This window comes from Bacillus sp. WMMC1349 (assembly GCF_013155385.1).
GTDB lineage: Bacteria > Bacillota > Bacilli > Bacillales > Bacillaceae > Bacillus.
Genome location: NZ_JABJUQ010000007.1, coordinates 150,700 through 171,199 on the forward strand (window position 1 = coordinate 150,700; position 20,500 = coordinate 171,199).

The 20,500-nt window shown below is 38.6% G+C and carries 21 protein-coding genes; 15 read left to right on the forward strand and 6 right to left on the reverse strand.

What is annotated here, in order from left to right:
• Positions 1-263: 263 nt before the first annotated feature.
• Positions 264-1,208 carry a helix-turn-helix transcriptional regulator gene (locus tag HOO54_RS03325; RefSeq protein WP_172292548.1) on the reverse strand — a complete coding sequence of 315 codons (945 nt, stop codon included), beginning with the start codon at positions 1,206-1,208 and terminating at the stop codon, positions 264-266.
• Between the two features lie 232 nt (positions 1,209-1,440).
• Here HOO54_RS03325 and HOO54_RS03330 point away from each other — a divergent pair, with 232 nt between their 5' ends.
• The 3 genes from HOO54_RS03330 (at position 1,441) to HOO54_RS03340 (ending at position 3,868) form a co-directional block, all read left to right on the forward strand.
• On the forward strand, positions 1,441-1,764 hold the full coding sequence (locus tag HOO54_RS03330) for a hypothetical protein (RefSeq protein WP_172292551.1): 324 nt from the start codon (positions 1,441-1,443) through the stop codon (positions 1,762-1,764).
• 75 nt (positions 1,765-1,839) lie between these two features.
• Positions 1,840-2,937, forward strand: a complete 1,098-nt coding sequence (locus tag HOO54_RS03335) for a DNA alkylation repair protein (RefSeq protein ID WP_172292554.1) — start codon at positions 1,840-1,842, stop codon at positions 2,935-2,937.
• Positions 2,938-3,004: 67 nt separating this feature from the next.
• Entirely contained in the window at positions 3,005-3,868 is an 864-nt protein-coding gene (locus tag HOO54_RS03340; RefSeq protein WP_172292557.1) for an NAD(P)-dependent oxidoreductase, read from the forward strand.
• A 212-nt stretch (positions 3,869-4,080) separates the two neighbouring features.
• Here HOO54_RS03340 and HOO54_RS03345 read toward each other — a convergent pair whose 3' ends face one another.
• Positions 4,081-4,458, reverse strand: coding sequence for a winged helix-turn-helix transcriptional regulator (locus HOO54_RS03345; protein WP_253907597.1), 378 nt, complete (start codon positions 4,456-4,458; stop codon positions 4,081-4,083).
• A gap of 112 nt (positions 4,459-4,570) precedes the next feature.
• Here HOO54_RS03345 and HOO54_RS03350 point away from each other — a divergent pair, with 112 nt between their 5' ends.
• On the forward strand, positions 4,571-5,365 hold the full coding sequence (locus HOO54_RS03350) for an alpha/beta fold hydrolase (RefSeq protein WP_172292559.1): 795 nt from the start codon (positions 4,571-4,573) through the stop codon (positions 5,363-5,365).
• A gap of 323 nt (positions 5,366-5,688) precedes the next feature.
• Here the strand turns inward: HOO54_RS03350 and HOO54_RS03355 are convergent, their stop codons facing one another.
• Entirely contained in the window at positions 5,689-6,270 is a 582-nt protein-coding gene (locus tag HOO54_RS03355) for a CGNR zinc finger domain-containing protein (protein WP_172292562.1), read from the reverse strand.
• A gap of 119 nt (positions 6,271-6,389) precedes the next feature.
• On the opposite strand from HOO54_RS03355, the gene HOO54_RS03360 reads away from it, so the two are divergent.
• From HOO54_RS03360 to HOO54_RS03390, 7 genes are all read left to right on the forward strand, one after another.
• Positions 6,390-7,619 carry an MFS transporter gene (locus HOO54_RS03360; protein WP_172292565.1) on the forward strand — a complete coding sequence of 410 codons (1,230 nt, stop codon included), beginning with the start codon at positions 6,390-6,392 and terminating at the stop codon, positions 7,617-7,619.
• A 32-nt stretch (positions 7,620-7,651) separates the two neighbouring features.
• Complete coding sequence (locus HOO54_RS03365) at positions 7,652-8,116, forward strand: DinB family protein (protein ID WP_172292568.1); 465 nt, start codon at positions 7,652-7,654, stop codon at positions 8,114-8,116.
• 1,925 nt (positions 8,117-10,041) lie between these two features.
• A complete protein-coding gene (gene sbnA / locus HOO54_RS03370) occupies positions 10,042-11,001 on the forward strand; it encodes a 2,3-diaminopropionate biosynthesis protein SbnA (protein WP_172292570.1) in 960 nt (319 codons plus the stop codon).
• A 37-nt stretch (positions 11,002-11,038) separates the two neighbouring features.
• Positions 11,039-12,007 carry a 2,3-diaminopropionate biosynthesis protein SbnB gene (sbnB, locus tag HOO54_RS03375; RefSeq protein WP_172292572.1) on the forward strand — a complete coding sequence of 323 codons (969 nt, stop codon included), beginning with the start codon at positions 11,039-11,041 and terminating at the stop codon, positions 12,005-12,007.
• A gap of 42 nt (positions 12,008-12,049) precedes the next feature.
• Entirely contained in the window at positions 12,050-12,808 is a 759-nt protein-coding gene (locus HOO54_RS03380) for a ParB N-terminal domain-containing protein (RefSeq protein WP_172292574.1), read from the forward strand.
• Positions 12,809-13,246: 438 nt separating this feature from the next.
• Positions 13,247-13,987: a MerR family transcriptional regulator gene (locus tag HOO54_RS03385; protein ID WP_172292576.1), complete on the forward strand. Its 741-nt coding sequence runs from the start codon at positions 13,247-13,249 to the stop codon at positions 13,985-13,987.
• A 24-nt stretch (positions 13,988-14,011) separates the two neighbouring features.
• Entirely contained in the window at positions 14,012-15,049 is a 1,038-nt protein-coding gene (locus tag HOO54_RS03390; RefSeq protein WP_309244856.1) for a hypothetical protein, read from the forward strand.
• Positions 15,050-15,549: 500 nt separating this feature from the next.
• Here the strand turns inward: HOO54_RS03390 and HOO54_RS03395 are convergent, their stop codons facing one another.
• From HOO54_RS03395 to HOO54_RS03405, 3 genes are read right to left on the reverse strand one after another with little or no spacing between them, the layout of a single operon-like run.
• Positions 15,550-16,158, reverse strand: a complete 609-nt coding sequence (locus HOO54_RS03395; RefSeq protein ID WP_172292578.1) for an ABC-2 transporter permease — start codon at positions 16,156-16,158, stop codon at positions 15,550-15,552.
• On the reverse strand, positions 16,146-17,021 hold the full coding sequence (locus HOO54_RS03400) for an ABC transporter ATP-binding protein (RefSeq protein ID WP_172292580.1): 876 nt from the start codon (positions 17,019-17,021) through the stop codon (positions 16,146-16,148). The genes HOO54_RS03395 and HOO54_RS03400 overlap by 13 nt, the downstream gene beginning before the upstream one ends.
• Complete coding sequence (locus HOO54_RS03405; RefSeq protein WP_172292582.1) at positions 17,021-17,398, reverse strand: GntR family transcriptional regulator; 378 nt, start codon at positions 17,396-17,398, stop codon at positions 17,021-17,023. Before HOO54_RS03405 ends, HOO54_RS03400 begins: the two co-directional genes overlap by 1 nt.
• 545 nt (positions 17,399-17,943) lie before the next feature.
• Between HOO54_RS03405 and HOO54_RS03410 the strand changes: the two genes are divergently transcribed.
• From HOO54_RS03410 to HOO54_RS03425, 4 genes are all read left to right on the forward strand, one after another.
• Positions 17,944-18,270 carry an antibiotic biosynthesis monooxygenase family protein gene (locus HOO54_RS03410; RefSeq protein ID WP_172292584.1) on the forward strand — a complete coding sequence of 109 codons (327 nt, stop codon included), beginning with the start codon at positions 17,944-17,946 and terminating at the stop codon, positions 18,268-18,270.
• Between the two features lie 44 nt (positions 18,271-18,314).
• Positions 18,315-18,914, forward strand: coding sequence for a dienelactone hydrolase family protein (locus tag HOO54_RS03415; protein ID WP_172292586.1), 600 nt, complete (start codon positions 18,315-18,317; stop codon positions 18,912-18,914).
• Between the two features lie 104 nt (positions 18,915-19,018).
• Complete coding sequence (locus HOO54_RS03420) at positions 19,019-19,729, forward strand: lantibiotic protection ABC transporter ATP-binding protein (protein WP_172292588.1); 711 nt, start codon at positions 19,019-19,021, stop codon at positions 19,727-19,729.
• A 12-nt stretch (positions 19,730-19,741) separates the two neighbouring features.
• Positions 19,742-20,500: a lantibiotic immunity ABC transporter MutE/EpiE family permease subunit gene (locus tag HOO54_RS03425; RefSeq protein WP_172292590.1), complete on the forward strand. Its 759-nt coding sequence runs from the start codon at positions 19,742-19,744 to the stop codon at positions 20,498-20,500.

Consider the following 20,500-nt stretch of genomic DNA (forward strand, 5'->3'; position numbering starts at 1 on the left):
TTTCTTCAACAATCAGGACCAGATTGCTGAAAATGAATCATTTGCTAAAATGAAAATAAATTGTTGCACAAATATGATTCCTTGAAATAATGGGTGTCTGGATTAACGAAATTAATATAGAAGAACGAAAAGAACTCCTTTTTAGAGTCGCGGCCTTCCAATGGAGTGTTTAAAAGGGATATATGTTTTAACTTGATGACCAATTCATTTTAAGGTTGACATCAGAGGACTGCAGCTTTTTTTTGGTCTCGAGTACACATTCTCTAATGTTCGTATTGTTTGATCAGCTCCTGGAGCTTGTTTTGTATTTGTTCGCGTACCACATCTGGACGTTTCACGTTCGCCTCCATGCCAAAGCCGAGGAAAAAATGTACTGCCCATGGTACATATGATGCGCTCATCTTTGTACAAACTGTACCTGAACCGTCTTCGCGCAGATTGATCCATCGGCTTAACCATAAGTCTGATCGGCATCGACGTACACCCTCCGGCGTTAACTCCACCTCAAGGTCCAATGTATCACTCTCATCCATTCGCATGATCCATGTCTGAATCTGCTCCTCTGCTGTATTCAATCTCATACTTTGGTCGGCCTCAAGCGAGAAATTTTTCACACGATCGACGCGAAACAATCGATAATCCTCTGCTAAGAAGCAGTAAGCCTGGCAGTACCATAACCCGTTCATTGTATATATCCCGAGTGGTTGGATCATTCTTTCTCGACGCGAAGAAGCTTCGTACATGATTGTGACAACGCGTTGCTCTAATGCAGCCTCAAGTAGTTGCTCTAAGAAAGAAACTTCCATCTCATGTGGAGGAATCCAAAATACAAGTCGTTGTTGCATGCGTTCGATCTTTTGCTTTAACTCACTCGACAAGTAATGAAAAAACTTATCCAGTGCGGTATCCACTTCATTTTTAAAGGGGAGAGATTTGTAATTGCGCAACGATTGGCAAGCAAAAAACAAAGCGATTGCCTCATGTTCCGTAAAGCTGATGGGGGGCAGCACCTTCTCTCGTAGAACGCGATAACCGCCCCTAGGCCCTGCCTCGGAATAGAGTGGAACACCCAATTCGCTCAGCTCCATCAAATCACGAATCATTGTGCGGCGTGAAACGCCGCATTCGTCTGCCATCTCCTGTATCGTAAATTTTTTGCGTTCATTGACCTTCATCATAAGGTGAATGAGTCGCTGTGCTTTGTGCATGAATAGTTCCCTCCTTTTAACACTCTAATTAATAATAATGATGCCATTACTTGTCACCATTATCCCGTATGCTTAACCTTGAAGTCAATCTTACACATCAAGGGGGAGGGGAACATGCAATTTAGTATAGCTAGAACGTTGTCATGTTGCGTTTTTTGTCTTATGGCGAATACTGACCATAATCAAGAATAGTAAATGGCATCTTCAAATATAAAACGAGGTGAGTTAAAAAATGGAGCAGGTGAATCAACAATACGTGATGGAAATGGTTTTGTTCAAGTTGAGAGAAGAGACGAATAAGCGTCGTTTTTGTCATGCGGCTGTCACACTCACTGAAGCACTGCAGACGGAAGTACCTGGGTTTAAAGGACGCACTTTGCTGCATACGCCAGATGAAACCCAATGGACGGACATCATATACTGGTCCAATATGGATGTAGCATTGACAGCGATGGACCAACTCAAGTCTTTTCCAGCTTTCCAAACTTTTGTGTCGATGATTGATTCAAGAGAGATTATGCTGCGGCATTTCGTCCCAGCTAATCTGAGCATGTAGGGAATTTGTATAGGTCAGGGGCTTTACCGTTGTCCATTTGCATGAAAGACGATCATTCAAGAAAGGAGATGAAACATGGCAGATACATTTTCGGGTAAATATACTCTGGATTTTTTCAACCAATTTATGGATAACGTCAAACTCAAGTATCCAGCATTTGACTCAACAAAGTTTTTGAATTTGATCTACGACGACAGCTGGGAACAGGAAAGATTGAAACAACGTATCCGGCATATAACCAACTCTTTGGGATTAACCCTGCCTGCGTCCTATAGAGACGCATTATCGGTCTTGATCCAAATCGCTCCCCAATGTAGAGGAGTCGAATACTTGTTCTTTCCAGATTTTGTGGAAGTATACGGACTTGAAGATTGGACAGCCTCCATTCCTGCACTAGAACAGTTCACACCTTTTTCTAGTTCGGAGTTCGCCGTTCGTCCGTTTATTGTGCAAGATCCCGTTAAAATGATGGACCAGATGCTGCAATGGGCAAGCCATTCTGACCATCACATCAGACGGTTAGCCAGTGAAGGCTGCCGTCCCCGATTACCATGGGCGATGGCTTTAAAAATATTCAAAGTTGATCCATTACCAATTTTTCCAATACTGGAAAAACTCAAGAGTGATCCATCTGTCTATGTGCAGAAAAGCGTTGCTAATAATCTGAACGATATTTCTAAGGATCATCCCGAACAAATTAAACAACTCGCTCAAGATTGGTACGGAGAGAACCTGCAGACCAATTGGATTGTTAAACACGGTTGTCGCAGTTTGCTGCGAAAAGGCGATCCAGATGTGCTTTCTTTGTTTGGGTTTGAGAATTCGCCGGATGTGACGGTAAGTGGTTTGTCGCTGGAAGAAGAGACAGTGGCAATCGGCCAAACTCTCAACTTTTCTTTTTCCATCCGGACCAACTCCTCTGGATTCCAGCGGCTACGGGTCGAATACGCGATAGATTTTGTCAAAGCGAACCGCACGACATCTAGAAAGCTATTCAAGGTAACAGAACACAACTTCAACAAAGTGGAGCGGAAATACTTGCGGGCTCATCATTTCAAGGATTTGACGACACGCAAGCATTATCCGGGCAAACATCGACTATCCATAATTATAAATGGAAGAGAGCTGGCAGCAACAGATTTTTATGTTACCGATACCGCAGAGTCCTTTTGAAAACGAACGTTTGCAACTGAAAAGGTCGATACTTTGATTTAGAACTTTATGATATGGAGGAAACAATATGAGTAATGTATCTGTAATCGGTTTGGGACCAATGGGCACAGCACTGGCTCGCGTCTTGCTTCATAATGGCTATCGAGTGACAGTATGGAACCGGTCCAGCGCAAAAGCGGAACCAATCGTCAAAGAAGGAGCTATCCTTGCTTCCAGTGCAGCTTCTGCTATAAGTGCAAGCACGGTATCGATTATTTGCGTGTCTAACTATAAGGCTTCATACGATATTTTGGATACAGAGGAGGTCAGACCTGTCCTCGCGGGTCGCGTTCTTGTCCAGTTGAGCACAGGAAGCCCTCAGCAAGCACGGGACAATGAATTATGGGCTCGCGAACGTAATGCGGAATATCTCGATGGAGCCATAGCGGCTTCACCGTCCCAGATGGGCGAACCGGAGGCTACAATTTTCACATCAGGCTCCATTAAAGCTTTTCAACAGAGCGAGCTGGTTTTGAAATGCTTGGCCGGAAATGTGCCTTACCTAGGAGAGCAGGTTAGCGCAGCATCTTCGACAGAATTGGCGTTTCTGTCATACTTATTTGGTTCATATCTCGGATTTTTTCATGCGGCACGTATCCTTGAATCGGATGACCTTAGCGTGTCTGCTTTCGGGACCATGATCGCTCATGTCTCACAGGTTGTCGGTGATGTTATCAAGTATGAGAGTGAAGTGATCCAATCAGAAACATACGATAATCCACAGAGTTCTGTGAATATGTGTATGACATCAGTAGAGCTCCTCATGGAACAAGCTCGTGAAGCAGGCATTAACAACGAATTTCCGGTATTTGCCCAAGGGCTCTTTAAGAAGGCTTTGGATGCTGGATATGGACATGAGGAACTTGGTGCTCTTATTAAAGTGATGCGATAGGACACTGGTTATCGAAATGTACAATATCTCGGGAGGCACAGCATCTCCATTAAAGCCATGATTGGGTGAGACATACAGAGAGAGGGAGCTTGAACGCAAGAAGATGTTTAGGAGCAAAAATCATTCATCATCTAAAAGCGATAATTTCAGCGTCAAGGAATTATCGCTTTTTTTTATCGTATATTTTATGCTTCCTGTCTTTACTAATCTTCTTATTCTTTCTGAATAGCGGACTCTGGCTCAGTCGACATACTGAATTCAAAGTGCTTACCCCATTCCTGCAAATATTCCACAATTGGTCTCAATCCTTCTCCGAGAACTGTCAACTTATATTCAACCTTTGGTGGAGTGGCCGGATATACTTGCCTATGGACAATCCCTGCTTCCTCCAGTTCGCGTAATTGTTGAGCAAGCATTTTATGGGTAATCCCTACAATATTCTTATGAAGCTTACCATATCGTTTTTTACCTTCAAGAAGCTCACAAACGATTGTAGTTTTCCATTTTCCAGAAAAAATTGAAACGGAAAGCTCGATAGGACATTGAAATTGTTTTCCGTTCATTTCATATATTGTTTGATTCATTACCATTGCATAACTTCCCTTCTGGTAAGTATTGAACAAAAAAGTGCGTACTTATTTTTTTTGAGTTTATTATGTATGATTCAATTTGTAAACAATATAGCATTTCAAGGAGGCTAATATGAAAAAAATCGTTCGAGTGGGTAGTGTTGATGTAACATATTCTGTTGAAGGAAATGGACCTGGGTTGTTGCTAATACACGGAACAGGTGGCACATATGAAAATACTTGGGGAGATATGATCAAGTCTCTAGCTGGTTCATACACGATTGTTTCTCCTAATTACAGCGGTTCTGGTGAGACGTTGGATAGTGGAGAGAACCTGCAACTAGATGATTTGGTTGAACAAAACATACAAGCTGTTCTGCAAGAAGGTATCAACGAATTCCATATCGTTGGATATTCGCTAGGCGCAGAAATTGCAGCAGCGATTGCAGCCAAGTATCCAAAACGAGTAAAATCAGCTACATTAATAGCTGGTTGGGTAGAAAGCGATTTAGCTTCAGCATTTCAATTTGCACTTTGGCAAAAACTTTTCCATATAGACCGGAGGCTTTTCGCACAATTCTTGATGAATACCGGATTTAGTCCGGATTTTTATAATCAGTTTAATAGCTTAGAGGAATTGGATCAAATGTCAAATCAATTTTCAGAAATGCTAGCCAAAGGAACGGATCGGCAATCTGAATTGGATAGTCGCATCAATATTCGCCCTTTACTTAACAGGATCGACACACCTGTTTTGGTCATTGGCTTAACCTACGATCGAATGGTTCCCATTGAAAACGCTAGAGAACTTGCATCATTAATAAAAGGTGCTCAATATCGAGAAATCTCATCAGGACATTTGGTTCCTTGGGAAAAAAGTGAAATTCTCATTGATGAAGTATCCCGCTTTGTAGCTTTAAATTTATAATTATTTTATGACTGAAATCGAGACCAGACACGCATGCAAAGAGTTTATAATAGATAGAAAAATTACAAAGGAAGAATTTGATTTTATTCGCGATACAGCATATTATCTCCTAGTTCTTTTGGGGATATGAGTTATAGAATTCATGATTTATTTACCGGATACTCTAATCTACACTTTGGTTTATCAGTCACAGATAATTGATAAGAACTTTAAAAGAGGTTCATAAGGTTTATATATCATAATACGTACGACATTTAACACGAGAGGGAATGGATAATTCATCTATTCCCTCTCGTGTTTTTCTATTTACAAGATAGAACATATTATTTCTTTTGAGCTTTTTGACGTTGATGACGAGTTACTTTACTTCTATTCCCGCATATTTTCATGGAGCACCATTTGCGCCGTCCATGTGTATCAATAAATAATAAGACGCAATCTGGATTAGCGCATCGGCGTATATAACTTAATTGACCTGAAGAGATAAGTTTTAATGCATCTAATGCAATTAGTGATGCAATCGCATTTTCTGGTGTTCCCATTGGTGTAGGAATTAACATATCGTTTTTTAAATGATAAGTAAAAGGAGCCTTTTTCATAAGTAATTCCAAATGTGTAATCCAATCAGAGGAAAGTTCCTTTCCATCTGCCATATTTTCATAACCTTCTCGAAGAAATGAACGCAATTCCTGTAAAAGGATGAATGCATTATCCCCCAACTGTTCTAGATGTCTAAATTGTTCTTTAAAAATGATGTTTTCCATCATTAAAGTATCAAACCATGCTAGGACATGCTCTGTATTTGTTAATAAATCATGTCGGGTTCCGTGTCGAACAACTTCAGTATTAACTAGATCCATTGAAATATTGCCTGATATGAGTGGAAACTTTATTTCAGTTGTCATGTAAATCACCTTCTTGTTATTTTAACCTATTATAACAAATTTGACAGGTTAATAATAATGCAGTATATTATTAACCATTAAATAAATTATTAAGGGGTTAAAAATAGGAGGGGTATTTTATGTTAAAAACTTTTTTAGGTCCCAAAATAGTAATGGTAACTTTTTTGACGTTGATGGGTGCGTTTGGATTGAATTTAACAGCAGGACAGTTTTTCGCTCCGCTAAATGATACATATGGGTGGGATTTAACCATTCTGAGTTTAGCAGTATCATTGAATATGGTTACTTGGGGGATTTTCCAGCCAGTTGCGGGAAAAATGATTGATCGGTTTGGTCCAAAATCTGTCATTGCAGGTAGTGCTACATTAATGGGGAGTGCCTTTATCCTTTCGGCAACAATCACGCAATTATGGCAGTTCTTTCTTTACTATGGTGTGCTTACTGCTATTGGTTTTGCTGGGTGTGGTTCCATGGCGAATTCGGTACTTGTATCACGGTGGTATGTGAAGAAACGAGCTAAAATGCTTTCTAGAAGCTCTATGGGAATGAATATTGGTCAGCTTATCTTGCTTCCTTTAACTGGTTTCTTAATTGCTAGCTCTAGTTTTCGGATGGCATTTGTCGTTTTAGGCTTCATTATGCTTGTTATGGTGGTTCCATGCGTGTTAATTGTCGTAAAAAATAATCCTACAGATATTGATCAAATGGCAGATGGGGATACGGTAGAATCAATTACAAAAACAAAAAGTGTTTCTTTGTCAAAAGCACTAAAAAATCGGGAGTTTTGGATTGCAACGCTAGGATTCGCTACATGTGGTTTTACTTTATACCTAGTGACCATGCATCTTCCAAATTTTGCAGTTGATCTAGGAGGAGGGAAATCACTTGGTGGTCAATTATTAGGTATTGCTGCCTGCGGAAGTGCGATTTCGATGTGGATTACTGGGCAATTGACACGTGTAATGGGGAAAAAGCAATTACTGATTATTTTGTACATGGTAAGGTTGCTTGCTTTTATGTGGCTTGCGATATCACCAGGTATTTGGCAGCTATATGTGTTTGCTGTTGTTTATGGCATTTCCTCTATGCCAATCATTCCGCTTGTAACAGGAATCATCGGTGATAAATTTGGGAAAAACGCAATGGGAAGCATTCTTGGATTTAGTTGGTTAATCCATCAAGTGTTTGCAGCTTTAGGAGTATTTCTTGGTGGCTACCTTCGAACAATGGCTGGTAACTATACACCTGTATTTTGGTTAGGAGCCGCTCTATTAGGACTTGGGGTAGTCCTAACGACATTAATGAAGGAGCAAACTATATCAATTAAAAGTAAAACAGCATTGCAATAGAGATATTAGTAAATAGAAAGGATGAATGATAAATGGGTCATTATTTATTTCAACAGTTAAAATTTGTCCGGAAAGCTACAATAGAATATGTAAAAGGGATAAATGAAAAGCAATTGGAAATAATCCCTGATGGATTGAACAATAATATAAAATGGAATATAGGCCATATCTACATGGTGATGGAAAAATTTGCTTTTCAACTTACGGGTGAAAAAGCAGTTGTCCCTAATCACTTCCCTGAGCTTTTTAATTCAGGCACATCTCCAAAAGATTGGGCTATCGAAACACCAACAATCGAAGAGCTAATCGCCTTATTAAATGAACAACAGGAAAGAATGAAAGCAAATTTATCGGAAAGACTAGCACAACCATTGCAGGAAATATATCATTCTTCTACAGGATTGCAGATTAGCAGTATTGCTGAATGTTTAAGCTTTTGTCTCTATCACGAAGGAATGCATTTTGGTGCAATCAAAGGGATTAACCAACGATTATAAAATAAAGATTTATATTGAAGAAAAACGTATCGGCCAAAGACTGACTGTTGTTATTCAGGATAACCAAGAAGTATGAATTGCTGGTTTTATAAATGGTCAAACACCACAGGCAATTCAAAGCACGGATAAGATACTAGTACTTCTTGCAAAATCATATATTCGTCATGATATGATGATGAAAGTTGTAGGTAATAGGTTAGGGAATAATCAGCTGAATACGTTATGGCGAGGGGACGACCTATTAAACTATATCGTAAATAATAAAAAGTGATGGGGTGTATCTCACAATGTATATAGAAGTTTTTTGGTTGGCATCCTTGCTGGGTTAGTACCTTAATCCAGATTTTGTTATTGTGAAGAAAAATATTTTAAGTGGAGGAAGAGCTTCGCTATTGTTACAGTTCTTGGCATTGCCAGTGCTCTTCTATTTAGGATTTACGAATATTTTAGAAAAATGGCCTATCGTATTTAATATCATAAAACTTGCAGGATCTAATCATTAATATATGCACTGGTTTGATCTTGGTTTAGGATTCATTTTAGTTGTTTTGGTATTTACAATCGCTCACTGCATTTTGGGAATAAGGAGCTATGCAATGTACCTTCCAGTTTGCAGGGGGTTGCACCCATCAGTAAGGAACACTTTGATGTGACCGTCAAAGGTGTTCTTTTTTTGTCTAAAATTCAAATAGATATGAGAATCCATCATTGTTGGCGGATGGTGTAAATCAAGCTTTCCAATTTTCTTAAACACTGTTGTTGTTTTCCAGTAATATGAAGGTTCCCTTATGGATGGACTTATCGCTCGAAGAAAAAAGAACTTTTCATTTGAGTTTGTGTACAATCAGGTTCAGTTCGGTGTTTAGCCAGCTTTATTGAAAGTAGAACTTTTGTCATATTTTTGAACTTTCGAATTATTCTAAAGGTTCATTTACAGCCTTATGAAGATGTGTTACTATTTTGTTACTATGGTTTGGGATTATTTGATAGAATAGAATAAAAATAGGTTCTTTACCAAACTAATACATAGAAAACAAGTCGCATTTCTGGTAACGCAGAATTTGTCGAGAAATTAACGAGAAAGAGAGCGACTTGCAAAGGCTCTTTCTAGTCATGATGAAGGTTACAACCATGGTGAAATGGCATTGTCTATTCTATAATCATTGTCAGGTCTATGAGAACAATCACAAGGGTATTCGGCAAATTTGTAAGATTTGTGACTTTCTTGAAAAAGATTGTTCGATATGTTTAACCCTAAAGCATTTGATCACTAAAAATAGGGTTTTTGTAGGCAGGACAATGTCAATTAATCTCTCTCGTAGGGTTGCTGATGCAGAAACTAAATGGCCGTTATTCAACTCACAATGATCCTCAGATTTTATTAAGAACGGAGGTCGTTATAAATCGGGAAAATGATTTGCGATTGTTGGACTTTCTGGATATTTTCCGAAGAAATTCTGGCAACGGCTTGATATGAAAACGGAAAGTATTGCCTAACTTACTGACGTGACGAGGAATTGTTGGCGGTCATTCATGCCTTATGCCCCCTAAGATTGCCCAAAGACAAGGGAGTCGTCACGAAAATACCGCCTCGAATTTTAGCCACAAGATGCATGGGAAGAAGGATCTGTTCGTACGTTGTCCATTCCGTTGGAAAATGGGGTATGTGGATTGAATACTTTGCAACCCCTGACAGCACATTGACGCTCGAAGTGACCATCCTAGTTGATGGGCAAGATCAAAGTGATCGTGTCCGCTGTGATGGACGGTTTGCCGAACCTCCCAGGGTAAACATTTAGCCGAGAACGGAGCCGTTCATGCCAAAGATGTTTTTCGACCTGTTGACAATCGTTAGCCGAACATTCGAACTTTAACATTACCGCAACATTTTGAAAGCGGTAAAAACGCGAAAGAAGGGAAATCGAATGCTGGAAAAACTTCAATCCTTGAAGCATCTGATTGGAAATACCCAATTAGTGTCGTTGGAGCATGATCAGGTCAATCTCTTTACCAAGTTGGAATATCAAAATTTGTCGGGAAGTGTGAAGGTAAGGCCAGCGTTCTACATTCTGGAGTCGGCGATCAAACAAGGAGAAATTCATGAGCATTCTACCGTAATCGAATCGTCCTCTGGGAATTTTGCGATCGCACTTAGCATCCTGTGCCAGCGGCTGGGCATTAAGTTCGTCCCGGTCGTCGATCCGAATATAAATTCGATCTATGAAAAGGTTCTGCTGTCTTTAACGGATCATGTGGAAAAAGTGATTGAACGTGATGAAACGAACGGGTTCCTTCTTACAAGGCTGCAACGTGTGCAAGGCATGCTAGAGACAATACCTGATACGTTCTGGACCAACCAATACGGCAACCCAGATGCGGTGATGGGGCATTATTATGGTCTCGGAGATGAGATTGCCAGAAGTTTTGATGAACTCGACTATGTGTTCCTCGGAGTCAGTTCTTGCGGCACGATCGCCGGTGTTTCCAAACGGCTCAAAGAAAAATTCCCGAACATCAAAGTGGTTGCGGTTGATACCGAAGGGTCTGTAATTTTCGGAGACAAGCCGCGCAAACGGTTTATTCCAGGGATCGGTGCCAGTTTGGTGCCACCCAACTTGAAAGAGGCACAAATTGATGAAGTGCTACACATCTCAGAATTGGACGCCGTTGACGGGTGTCACCAGATGTTGAAGAAACACGCGCTGTTCGTAGGCGGCTCTTCCGGTAGCGTATTTGCTGGGATTCAGAACTATTTTCAAAAGAAAATGTTTGCTAAAAAGCCGAATGTCCTGTTCATCTGCGCAGACGGGGGAACACCGTATGTGAACACCGTGTACAACCGAAATTGGGTCAACACAATGCGCGAACAGCATATCATGGCCTAACTGTCAAACATCCAACGAACAATCTGGAGGGAATAACATGAGATATTTAAACACTGACAACATCAAGAAGATTGGGATTGAATGGGACGAGACGATTGAGACGATTAGACAAGCTGTTACTACTTTGCATCAACAAGATGTCGCACAGCCGATCAAGCCGTACCTACGTTTTCGCGCTCCTGGCAATCGGATCATCGCAATGCCTGCTTTTGTAGGTGGAGATGTTAACATGGCTGGAATTAAATGGATCGCAAGCTTTCCGGAAAACATCCAGCATGGGATCCAACGCGCTCACTCGGTGACCATCTTAAACAATGCGAATACAGGCAAGCCCCTGGCTGTTCTAAATACAGCCTTGATGAGCGGGATTCGCACCGCTTCCGTCACCGGATTGATCATCGAAAAATATGATGAATTGTATCCGCTGAAAGACGTGACTGTTGGCATTATCGGTTTTGGACCGATCGGGCAGTTGCATTTGCAAATGGTGACCGCCCTTTTGGGAGACCGCATTTCCAAAGTCCTGCTGTACGACATTGCTGGGATCAAGACAGACCTGATCTCGGAGGATATTAAGGATCGTACGGAAGTCGTGGAGAGCTGGGAAGAAGCATATAGGCAAGCGGACGTATTCATCACCTGCACTGTGTCTCCGAGCGGGTATATCGATCAAAAGCCGAAAGAGCGCTCGTTACTGCTCAACGTTTCCTTGCGCGATTTCAAGCCGAACATTTTGGATTACACACAATCGATTATCGTGGATGACTGGGAAGAAGTTTGTCGTGAGAACACCGATATTGAATTGATGCACCTGCAACGCGGTCTGCAAAAAAGCGACACGAAGTCAATTACCGAGGTCGTGTGCGAAGATCAAATGAAAGCATTTCCAAGCAACAAGCCGATCCTCTTTAACCCGATGGGCATGGCAATCTTTGATGTGGCGATTTCGACGTACTATTACCGAAAAGCATTAGAAAGCGGTGTCGGAACCGAGTTGGCTGACTAGTATCTTCTGTCAGAGGATAAACAATATCTGGGAGTGAGGAACTTGATTGATGTTCTCTCTAATCTAAAAATGGTAGATCGTACGTTAATCGTTTTGCATGAAGCGCATGAACCGTCCCGACTTGAAAAAACGAAACGGTCCATCCAAACGGAGGGGGTTTTACGTCACCCGCCGGTTGCAGTAGAAATGAAAAACGGGCAGTACTTGATCATCGATGGCGCCCATCGGACCTGTTCCTTGCAAGCGCTAGGATGTAGCCAAATCCCTCTCCAAATCGTTGATGTGGAAGATGTGATGATTGGAAATTGGGATCATGTCGTACCGAATGGAGAGTTGATGACGTATCTGGAGAACAATCAACAAGCATTTCGAGTGGAAACCGTTCCACTGAAAGAATATGCTCTCGCAAAAGTTCGGAAGGGTGATGTCACATACTATGTCTATCCGCTTTCGACAGAAGGCCAACTTGATGCCTGGCATCAACTTGTCGATGTGTACCAGCATCAATACCGTGTCACCCGGGTACCTGCGGAGATCGAGATCAAACTTGAGCCAAACATGTTGCGTATTTCTTATCCGACTTATACCTTGCAGGAGATTGAAGAGGTCGTACTTCAAGGCAAAGTTATGCCGGCAGGGGTAACGCGCTTTGAAATTCAAGGCCGAATCTTGAATCTGCAAATCCCTCTTTCGATGCTTCAAAATATTGAGACGGAACTGGAAGGATGGAATGGGTTGCTCGATAGCAGAAGAAACTTGTTGCGCTATTACTCCAAACCCGTTTATGTTTGTGAAACATAATGAAACTGCAAGCGATCATCTAAAAAAGACATACCAGTTGTCGAGAATCCTTGTTGGACAAACCTTGCTCAAGACCTGATGAAAAGAAGTAAACATGGAGAACAGTACAGCTGTAAATTAAATTTTACCCCTTTAGATAAATTGTCTAAAGGGGTGTTTTTGATTCCGAAGAAAACGAACATTTTAAAGTCGTTATGTGTGTTAAAGAAGGAAGTGGGACAGGAATTTAAAACTCAAGTTGGCTCTTTATAAACAAGGCCGGGTCACCGAGATTAATGCTAAGCACATTTATATTAAAGAAAAAAGAGGAGCTTAAGTACATAAAATTGTTGTAAAGGGATAGATGAATTGTGAATAGGTAATTTTTGTGACCTATATCAGTTGACTATGACGTAACGTCACCATGTAATATTTAATAAGAAAAGGGAGTTGACTAGGGTGAATGAAAAACTGTATACAGTAAAAACCTTTGCAAGATTGACTGGTGTCACAGAACGAACACTCCATTACTATGATCAGAAAGGAGTACTAGTTCCAACTAACTTTAATGATAAGGGGCATCGTCTGTATAGCTGTGAAGACATTTTTAAAATGCAAAAAATTTTAACACTCAAATATTTAGGGTTTTCTCTGAAGGAGATCATCGAATATAACTCTAAAATCACGACAAATAGTGTACATGATACGTTAGATAAACAAAAGGAGTTACTCAAGAAACAAAGAGATGAAATTGACCATGTCATTTGTACAATTTCGAGAGTAGAACAAATGATTAAAAATGAAGAGGTGGAGAGCGATTTGCTATTAGCCATCATTCACTCAATTCAAAACGAAAAAAACCAAGAAGATTGGCTATCAAATCAAGTTTGTAAATCTATTGTTGAGCAAGCATTTATGCAGCATATACCTAAAGAGGAAAGAATAGCGATTGAACGTGATCTACTCACAAATATCAATAAATTACAAAGTTTATACAAAAATGGATACTCTTCGTATGCTGCAGAAGTTCAGAATATCATAAAACAATTAGTAGAGTGTATAAACAAAATAATAGAACCGAAGTATCAAGAAGAAATAGAAAAACTAGAGATTGAAGAAGATTCATTATACCATTTTTCGTTTATGTCAAAAGGAGTTCAAGATTTTATTGGCGATGCCATGAAAAGATTCCATGGATGAAATGATGTGTAAGGAGTATGTCGGGTGAGTATTAGAAAGTTACAGATATCAAGTTTATTTATCATACTTTTAGTCATAATGACGGGAAGTTCCTTTATTTTGCGTTTAAATACGATTAGTCAATCAGTCGTTGTTATATTAACATTGGTATTAATCACTTTATGCCCGGTGAGTATTTATTTTTTATTCATAAGACCTAGGTCTATGCCGAAGTTATTCGCTTATTTGTCCTTTATCTTATGTTTGGGAGCCGCTTATTTGATTATTCCTTTCTCAAAAAAATATTTTTTAAATCAAGTATTAGGATGGCTCTTACCGATAGTCGAACTGAGTGTGATTATTTTTGTTGTGTGCAGTATCGTTAAAAGCATTGTCTCTTACAAAAAAATGAACTCAAATGAGCACCATCATTTTCTTGGAGTCGTAAGAATGTCACTTGAGAAAAAACTAGGAAATGGTTTTGTATTGGAAGCGGTCATAACGGAACTGAGTGTTTTTTATTACGCTATATTGGTTTGGTTCAGAAAACCAAATATAAAGGAAAATGAGGTTTTTACTTATCATAAAACTTCTCAAATTAAGATTATCGTGATCGTATTTTCAATTTTAATTGTACTGGAAGGCGTGTTATTTCATTATGTTATTCATTTATGGAGTGATATTGCTGCATGGATTTTTACAGTACTAAATATTTATGCTTTATTCTATATGGTGGCACTATATCATTCTGCAAGATTTTTGCCCCATGTGATCAATCAGGATAAGCTCGTGATCCGTCTAGGATTTCAGAGCAGTATTGAATTGAACATTCAAAATATAGAGAGTATCAAAAACGCTAAACAAGCTAGATTTGGAGAGAAAATATCTAAAGACACTTATGATTCATTGTTAAGTATTGATTCTCCACAATATGAACTCTTTTTAAAAGAACCCGTTTTAATGAAAAGGTCTTATAGAAGAAAAAAATATGTAAAAACGATTCTTTTCAGATCTGATGAACCCAATGAAATGATCAATCGGATAAATTCGATAAGGGGTCACACACAGAGTGAAGAAGCTTAAGTTGTGAGCTGTCATGAACTGAATAATGAAGATTGACAGAAAATGTTTTTCCAAACAAGAAAAGGCTGCCCCATAAGTCCAAAAAATAAAGCAAGTGAAGAAATATGAGTTGTATTTCTCCACCTGCTTTTGTGGCAGATGGTTGCTGCTTTCAATATGCTGTGAACTAATACCGCAAATTTGTCGACGAACCTTTGATATGACCGAACACACTACGCTTTTTACTTCACCTTTTGTCATAGATAGCGGTTTTCTCTTCACATTCAAGGACTGCGTTTTCATTTTTTCGAAGATTGTGTTCCAGTGAACTGGGCAATTGCCGTTTGCTTTCGTACATCTTGCTTTCAATGGGCAGATTATACAACTTCTGCCCGAAGTTTCAAGCAAAGCTCGCACCGTTCATCTCCGTCATTCTGCTGTATCTCACTATGACAGCCTGACGAAGGAGTAGACGGTGCTGTTTTTTGTCCGATATACTCCAGATGAATCCAGCTGCCCATTTAAAACACTTTGTTTCTATAAATACGAATTGACAGAATCCATGAACATCCATATAGGGTGATAACCGATATGGCGATGATCAGATACAACGAAGTATTTTGTAAAGTTAAAAGCATGTGTATAAACTCTCTGATTTTATCGTTTAAGTTTTGAACAACAAAATTAACCGTCAGCATGTATAAGGCAAATGCCATAATAGAAGCAATAAGCAAATAGTTACTTTTAAATTTATAACAGAATGGTAGCATGAATGAGGCAGCTGCGATCACAATGGTAATCATGAACAATATTTGTTTCCATAAAATGAATTCTCCATGAATGATAAAATTGCCAATAAATATGGCTGCAGCCATCATAAGTGTAAAGAGAACAACGACGATATACTTGGAACTGACAATCTCTTTCCGTGTATAAGGTAAAGAATTGAGAAGGATGTGTACAGAAGACTTTTCATCTATTGTAAAGGTATTCATACAAATAGCGATACTAAAGGCAATTCCCACCCAGATGGGGGAAACATCTAATATTAAATATGCACATAACCCCAAAAACAAAACCGCCAACGTTTTTTTCTGCAAGACAAAGTCTTTATGTATTAAGTTGAACATGCTGCTTTAGCTCCTTTCTTCGTATAAAACATAATATCTTCAAGAGTAGGTTTTTCAATTAACGCCATATCCCCGAAAGTGTCTTCAATTCGTCGTTTATTTGCAGTTAATGCTTCAAATCCATAAGTTGATTTTCGAACCGCTACAAATTCCTGTTCTGTCTCATGATCTAATAACTCCATTCCTCCTTTTACTATGGCATACTCTTCTTCAATTTCGTAAATGTTCTTTGTGAAAATATGCTCTCCTTTATGAATGAACGTGATATCATCTGCAATTGTATCTAAATCAGTTGTAATATGAGTCGAGAAAAATATCGTTTTATCGCCATCTTGCATGATTTGATGTAAAATATCTAACAGTTCCCTGCGAAAAATCGGATCTAGTCCTGATGTAGGTTCGTCCATAATAATTAATTCCGCTTGATGGGACAAAGCAAGGGCTAATGAAGCTTTCATCATCATACCTTTGGAGAACGTTTTGATTTTTTTCGTTAGCGGCAAGTTAAATGTTTTCACATAATCATTGAATACTTGATCATTCCAATTTACATAGGGTTTTTTGACGATTTCTTTCATTTCTGTCAATGTTAAATGTTCATAGAATACATTGGAATCAAAAACAAAACCGATTCGTTGTTTGATTTCTTTCTCATGCTCCTTGTAATTCAAGCCAAATACCGTAATCGTTCCGTTATCAGGCTGCAATAAATTCATGATCAATTTAATCGTTGTCGATTTCCCTGCACCATTGCCACCTATAAATCCGGTGACAAAACCTTTTTTTACCGTCATTGAAAAATCTTTCAGATGAAAACCATCAAATGACTTATGAACATGCCGGAGTTCAATTACATTGTCCATTATTCTTCCTCCCGATATAAAATGGTAAGTAAATCTTTTAATTCTGTAAGGGCAATGCCAATGTCTTTACTGTTTTTTATGGCTGCCAGCAATTGTTCTTCAATCGCTTTCATTTTTCCTTCCTTCATTATTTCTTCATTCTGATGGGATACAAAAGAGCCTTTCCCGACTACAGAATAAATGAATCCATTCTTCTCAAGTTCTTCATAAGCACGCTTTGACGTAATCAGGCTTACATTCATATCCTTGGCTAATTGGCGCATAGAAGGCAGGGGCTGCCCCGGTTTCAATTCATTTGCAAGAATATGATCCTTAATCTGAGTGTAAATTTGTTCATAAATAGGTTGCTTTGAATGATTCGAAATGATAATTTTCATTTTTAAACCTCTTTAAATGATCCATTTATATACAATATACACAATATGAACAATATATACAATGGATTTTTAAAAATATATTCTCATCCTCCACTTTTTATAGAAGTTGAGGAGTTCTGAGCAGTAACCAAAAAGCTTATTTATTTACAAAAGAAAGTCCTTTTTTGATCAGGTTTGATATGATTCATGTAAAGAATTGTTGATTTGAAAACAAAAAAGGGAATGAGTTCATATGGAATATAGATTACAAAAATGCGAGGCAGAAGAATTGAATTCAGAAATAGCGTACCCAGTCGGGAGAAGATTATGGCACGGAGAACATTTTTGTGTTGCACATCAAAGTCTATTTTTTGACGAACAGATGCCCCCTTTTTGATTAATAACCTGTGAAAATATTGTCTTTTTTGGACATATAGACCTGCTGGCGCCAATAATTGAATCTGATATTTTATCGTTCAGCTTTTTAACAACCCTGACTTGATGGACTTAGTTTTTGTAGGAATGATAATGTTTTTTTCATATGATGACGAAAGGAGGAACAGATTATGAGTAGCATTGCCAAAACACCACAACCACCATATTATGCAGTCATTTTTGCTTCGCAAAGAACAGAAGGTGACAATGGCTATGGGAAAATGGCAGATAAAATGGTGGAGTTAGCTGCTAAGCAGCCTGGATTCCTAGGTTTGGAGAGTGCTCGTGATTATCAATTAGGAATAACTGTTTCATATTGGAGATCTTTAGATGCGATCAAGAGTTGGAAGGAAAACTCAGCTCATCAGGTTGCACAAGAAAGAGGTAAAACGGAATGGTACGAAAATTTCGCATTAAGAGTTTGCAAAGTTGAGAGACAACACTTTTTTGAAATATAACTAGTGGTATGATCACGTCAAATAAATAATAGAAAAGGGTAAAATTGATCCATATGAACAAACAATCAGATCGTCTTATTCTTTTAGTTCATGAGATTTATGGAATAAACCAACACATGATCGATGTCAGCCGATTGTTATCAGAACAAGGGTTTGATCTTATATGTCCGAATCTGCTGGAACGAAAGACACCTTTTGACTATACTCAAGAGGAAATAGCCTACGATCATTTTATGAAAAACATCGGTTTTGCTCATGCTGCTGACAAAATAAAAAGGCTGCTAGTCGACATTCAGGACAAATATAAAAGTATTTATATTGTAGGATTTAGTGTGGGAGCAACTGTGGCTTGGTTGTGCAGTGAGGAAAAAGGTCTCAATGGAATTATTGGATACTATGGTTCGAGAATTAGGGATTATCTAGAGATCAAACCTTCCTGTCCAACACTGCTATTCTTTCCTGAAGAAGAACAATCGTTTCATGTAAATGACATCATTTCAAGGTTAGATCATCATATCATGGTCCACCAGTTTAGCGGATTACATGGATTTAGTGATCCCTATTCTTCAAGATATAATGAAAACTCAGCTCAAAAAGCGTTTACAGAAGTCGTGAATTTTTTAAAAAAACATCATAACAGATGATTGATCAGGATGAATTGATCAATCATCTGTTTTTTTATTGAAATATTGATAGAGTCTTGATTTTTCATTGTTAAACTTGTTTATAAAGAAGGAGTGATATGCCTATGAATGACGATTATATTTTACAAACCAAGTTTTTAACTAAGCAATACAGAAAATCTACCATTTTAAACAATGTATCAATCAATGTAAGGAAGAACACGGTTTACGGTCTTTTAGGACCAAATGGGGCGGGAAAGTCAACGACACTAAAGATAATATGCGGCCTTCTCAAACAAACAGCAGGAGAAGTCATTTTTAATGGAAACCCATGGACCAGAAAGGATTTAATTCATATCGGTTCTTTAATTGAGCATGCACCGCTTTACGGGAATTTAACTGCTGAAGAAAATTTGGAGGTGATGAATACGGTTCTTGGATTACCAAAAGAGCGAATTCAAGAAGTTCTTCAAGTTGTGGGGCTGACAGACACAGGAAGTAAAAAAGTCATGAACTTTTCGATGGGAATGAAACAGCGTCTTGGTATTGCGCTCGCTATCTTAAATCGTCCGAAGCTATTGATCTTGGATGAACCTACGAATGGGCTAGACCCTATTGGGATTCTAGAATTAAGAAAACTAATTGCTTCATTTCCGAAGCAGGGAATGACCGTTCTTTTGTCCAGTCATTTGTTATCTGAAGTTGAACATGTAGCTGATGATATTGGTATTATTAGTCATGGAATACTTGGTTATGAAGGAAAATACCATACATCCGATAATACTAACTTAGAAAGCCTTTTTACAGATATTGTCCGAAGGCATAGAGCCTATTAGGAGGTTTTCCGTATGTACTGTTATTTGAAATCAGAAATCATAAAAACAAAAAGAACAATGATTAGAAAATTGTTGCTGGTGATTCCCTTAATATGTGCGCTTCTTGCACTAGGTTTTAATTTTCTGGGCGGTCCAGAGATCGTAAGGCTGAGTGCAGAAACGATCATTAATCATTGGGGAATATTATGGCTATCCGTTTTTATAGCCCTATCCACCGGACTTTTAAATAACCTCGAAAAAAGAGCAACGAATTTTAAGATGATTATGGGTTTACCAATCAATCTACCAAAAAAAGAAATGAGCAGGATTTTATTTATATCTGTTTTAGTAGGATTAGGTTCTCTTCTGTTAATCATTTTTATCATCCTGACAAGTTTGCTAGTTAAAACAAGTCCATACTTGGTTTCACTTTCTTCTTGTATTTTAGCGGTGATTTTGATGTTTATTACTTCACTATGGCAGATCCCGTTTTGTTTGTGGCTTTCTAGAAAAACGAATCTATTTGTCATTTTACTGTTAAATAGCATGTTGAATTTAAATTTAGGTACATTGTTTGCTCCTGAAAAAAATTGGTGGTTTTTTCCATACAGCTGGCATTTAAGAGTGCAAATGACTTTAACAAAACTACATTCAAATGGTATCCCATTACCGAAGAACGATGAGCTCCTGAACACTTCGGTTATCCCATATGCTCTTGTTTTCAGTTCCATACTTTTTTTCATACTAACTTTTGTTAGTGTTAGGTCGTTTAATAAGCTTGAGGTGAAATAA

Bases quoted from the DNA above. Each gene is read 5' to 3' on its own strand.
- HOO54_RS03325 (WP_172292548.1), bottom strand. From the start codon at position 1,208: ATGCACAAAGCACAGCGACTCATTCACCTTATGATGAAGGTCAATGAA.
- HOO54_RS03330 (WP_172292551.1), top strand. From the start codon at position 1,441: ATGGAGCAGGTGAATCAACAATACGTGATGGAAATGGTTTTGTTCAAG.
- HOO54_RS03335 (WP_172292554.1), top strand. From the start codon at position 1,840: ATGGCAGATACATTTTCGGGTAAATATACTCTGGATTTTTTCAACCAA.
- HOO54_RS03340 (WP_172292557.1), top strand. From the start codon at position 3,005: ATGAGTAATGTATCTGTAATCGGTTTGGGACCAATGGGCACAGCACTG.
- HOO54_RS03345 (WP_253907597.1), bottom strand. From the start codon at position 4,458: ATGGTAATGAATCAAACAATATATGAAATGAACGGAAAACAATTTCAA.
- HOO54_RS03350 (WP_172292559.1), top strand. From the start codon at position 4,571: ATGAAAAAAATCGTTCGAGTGGGTAGTGTTGATGTAACATATTCTGTT.
- HOO54_RS03355 (WP_172292562.1), bottom strand. From the start codon at position 6,270: ATGACAACTGAAATAAAGTTTCCACTCATATCAGGCAATATTTCAATG.
- HOO54_RS03360 (WP_172292565.1), top strand. From the start codon at position 6,390: ATGTTAAAAACTTTTTTAGGTCCCAAAATAGTAATGGTAACTTTTTTG.
- HOO54_RS03365 (WP_172292568.1), top strand. From the start codon at position 7,652: ATGGGTCATTATTTATTTCAACAGTTAAAATTTGTCCGGAAAGCTACA.
- sbnA (WP_172292570.1), top strand. From the start codon at position 10,042: ATGCTGGAAAAACTTCAATCCTTGAAGCATCTGATTGGAAATACCCAA.
- sbnB (WP_172292572.1), top strand. From the start codon at position 11,039: ATGAGATATTTAAACACTGACAACATCAAGAAGATTGGGATTGAATGG.
- HOO54_RS03395 (WP_172292578.1), bottom strand. From the start codon at position 16,158: ATGTTCAACTTAATACATAAAGACTTTGTCTTGCAGAAAAAAACGTTG.
- HOO54_RS03400 (WP_172292580.1), bottom strand. From the start codon at position 17,021: ATGGACAATGTAATTGAACTCCGGCATGTTCATAAGTCATTTGATGGT.
- HOO54_RS03405 (WP_172292582.1), bottom strand. From the start codon at position 17,398: ATGAAAATTATCATTTCGAATCATTCAAAGCAACCTATTTATGAACAA.
- HOO54_RS03410 (WP_172292584.1), top strand. From the start codon at position 17,944: ATGAGTAGCATTGCCAAAACACCACAACCACCATATTATGCAGTCATT.
- HOO54_RS03420 (WP_172292588.1), top strand. From the start codon at position 19,019: ATGAATGACGATTATATTTTACAAACCAAGTTTTTAACTAAGCAATAC.
- HOO54_RS03425 (WP_172292590.1), top strand. From the start codon at position 19,742: ATGTACTGTTATTTGAAATCAGAAATCATAAAAACAAAAAGAACAATG.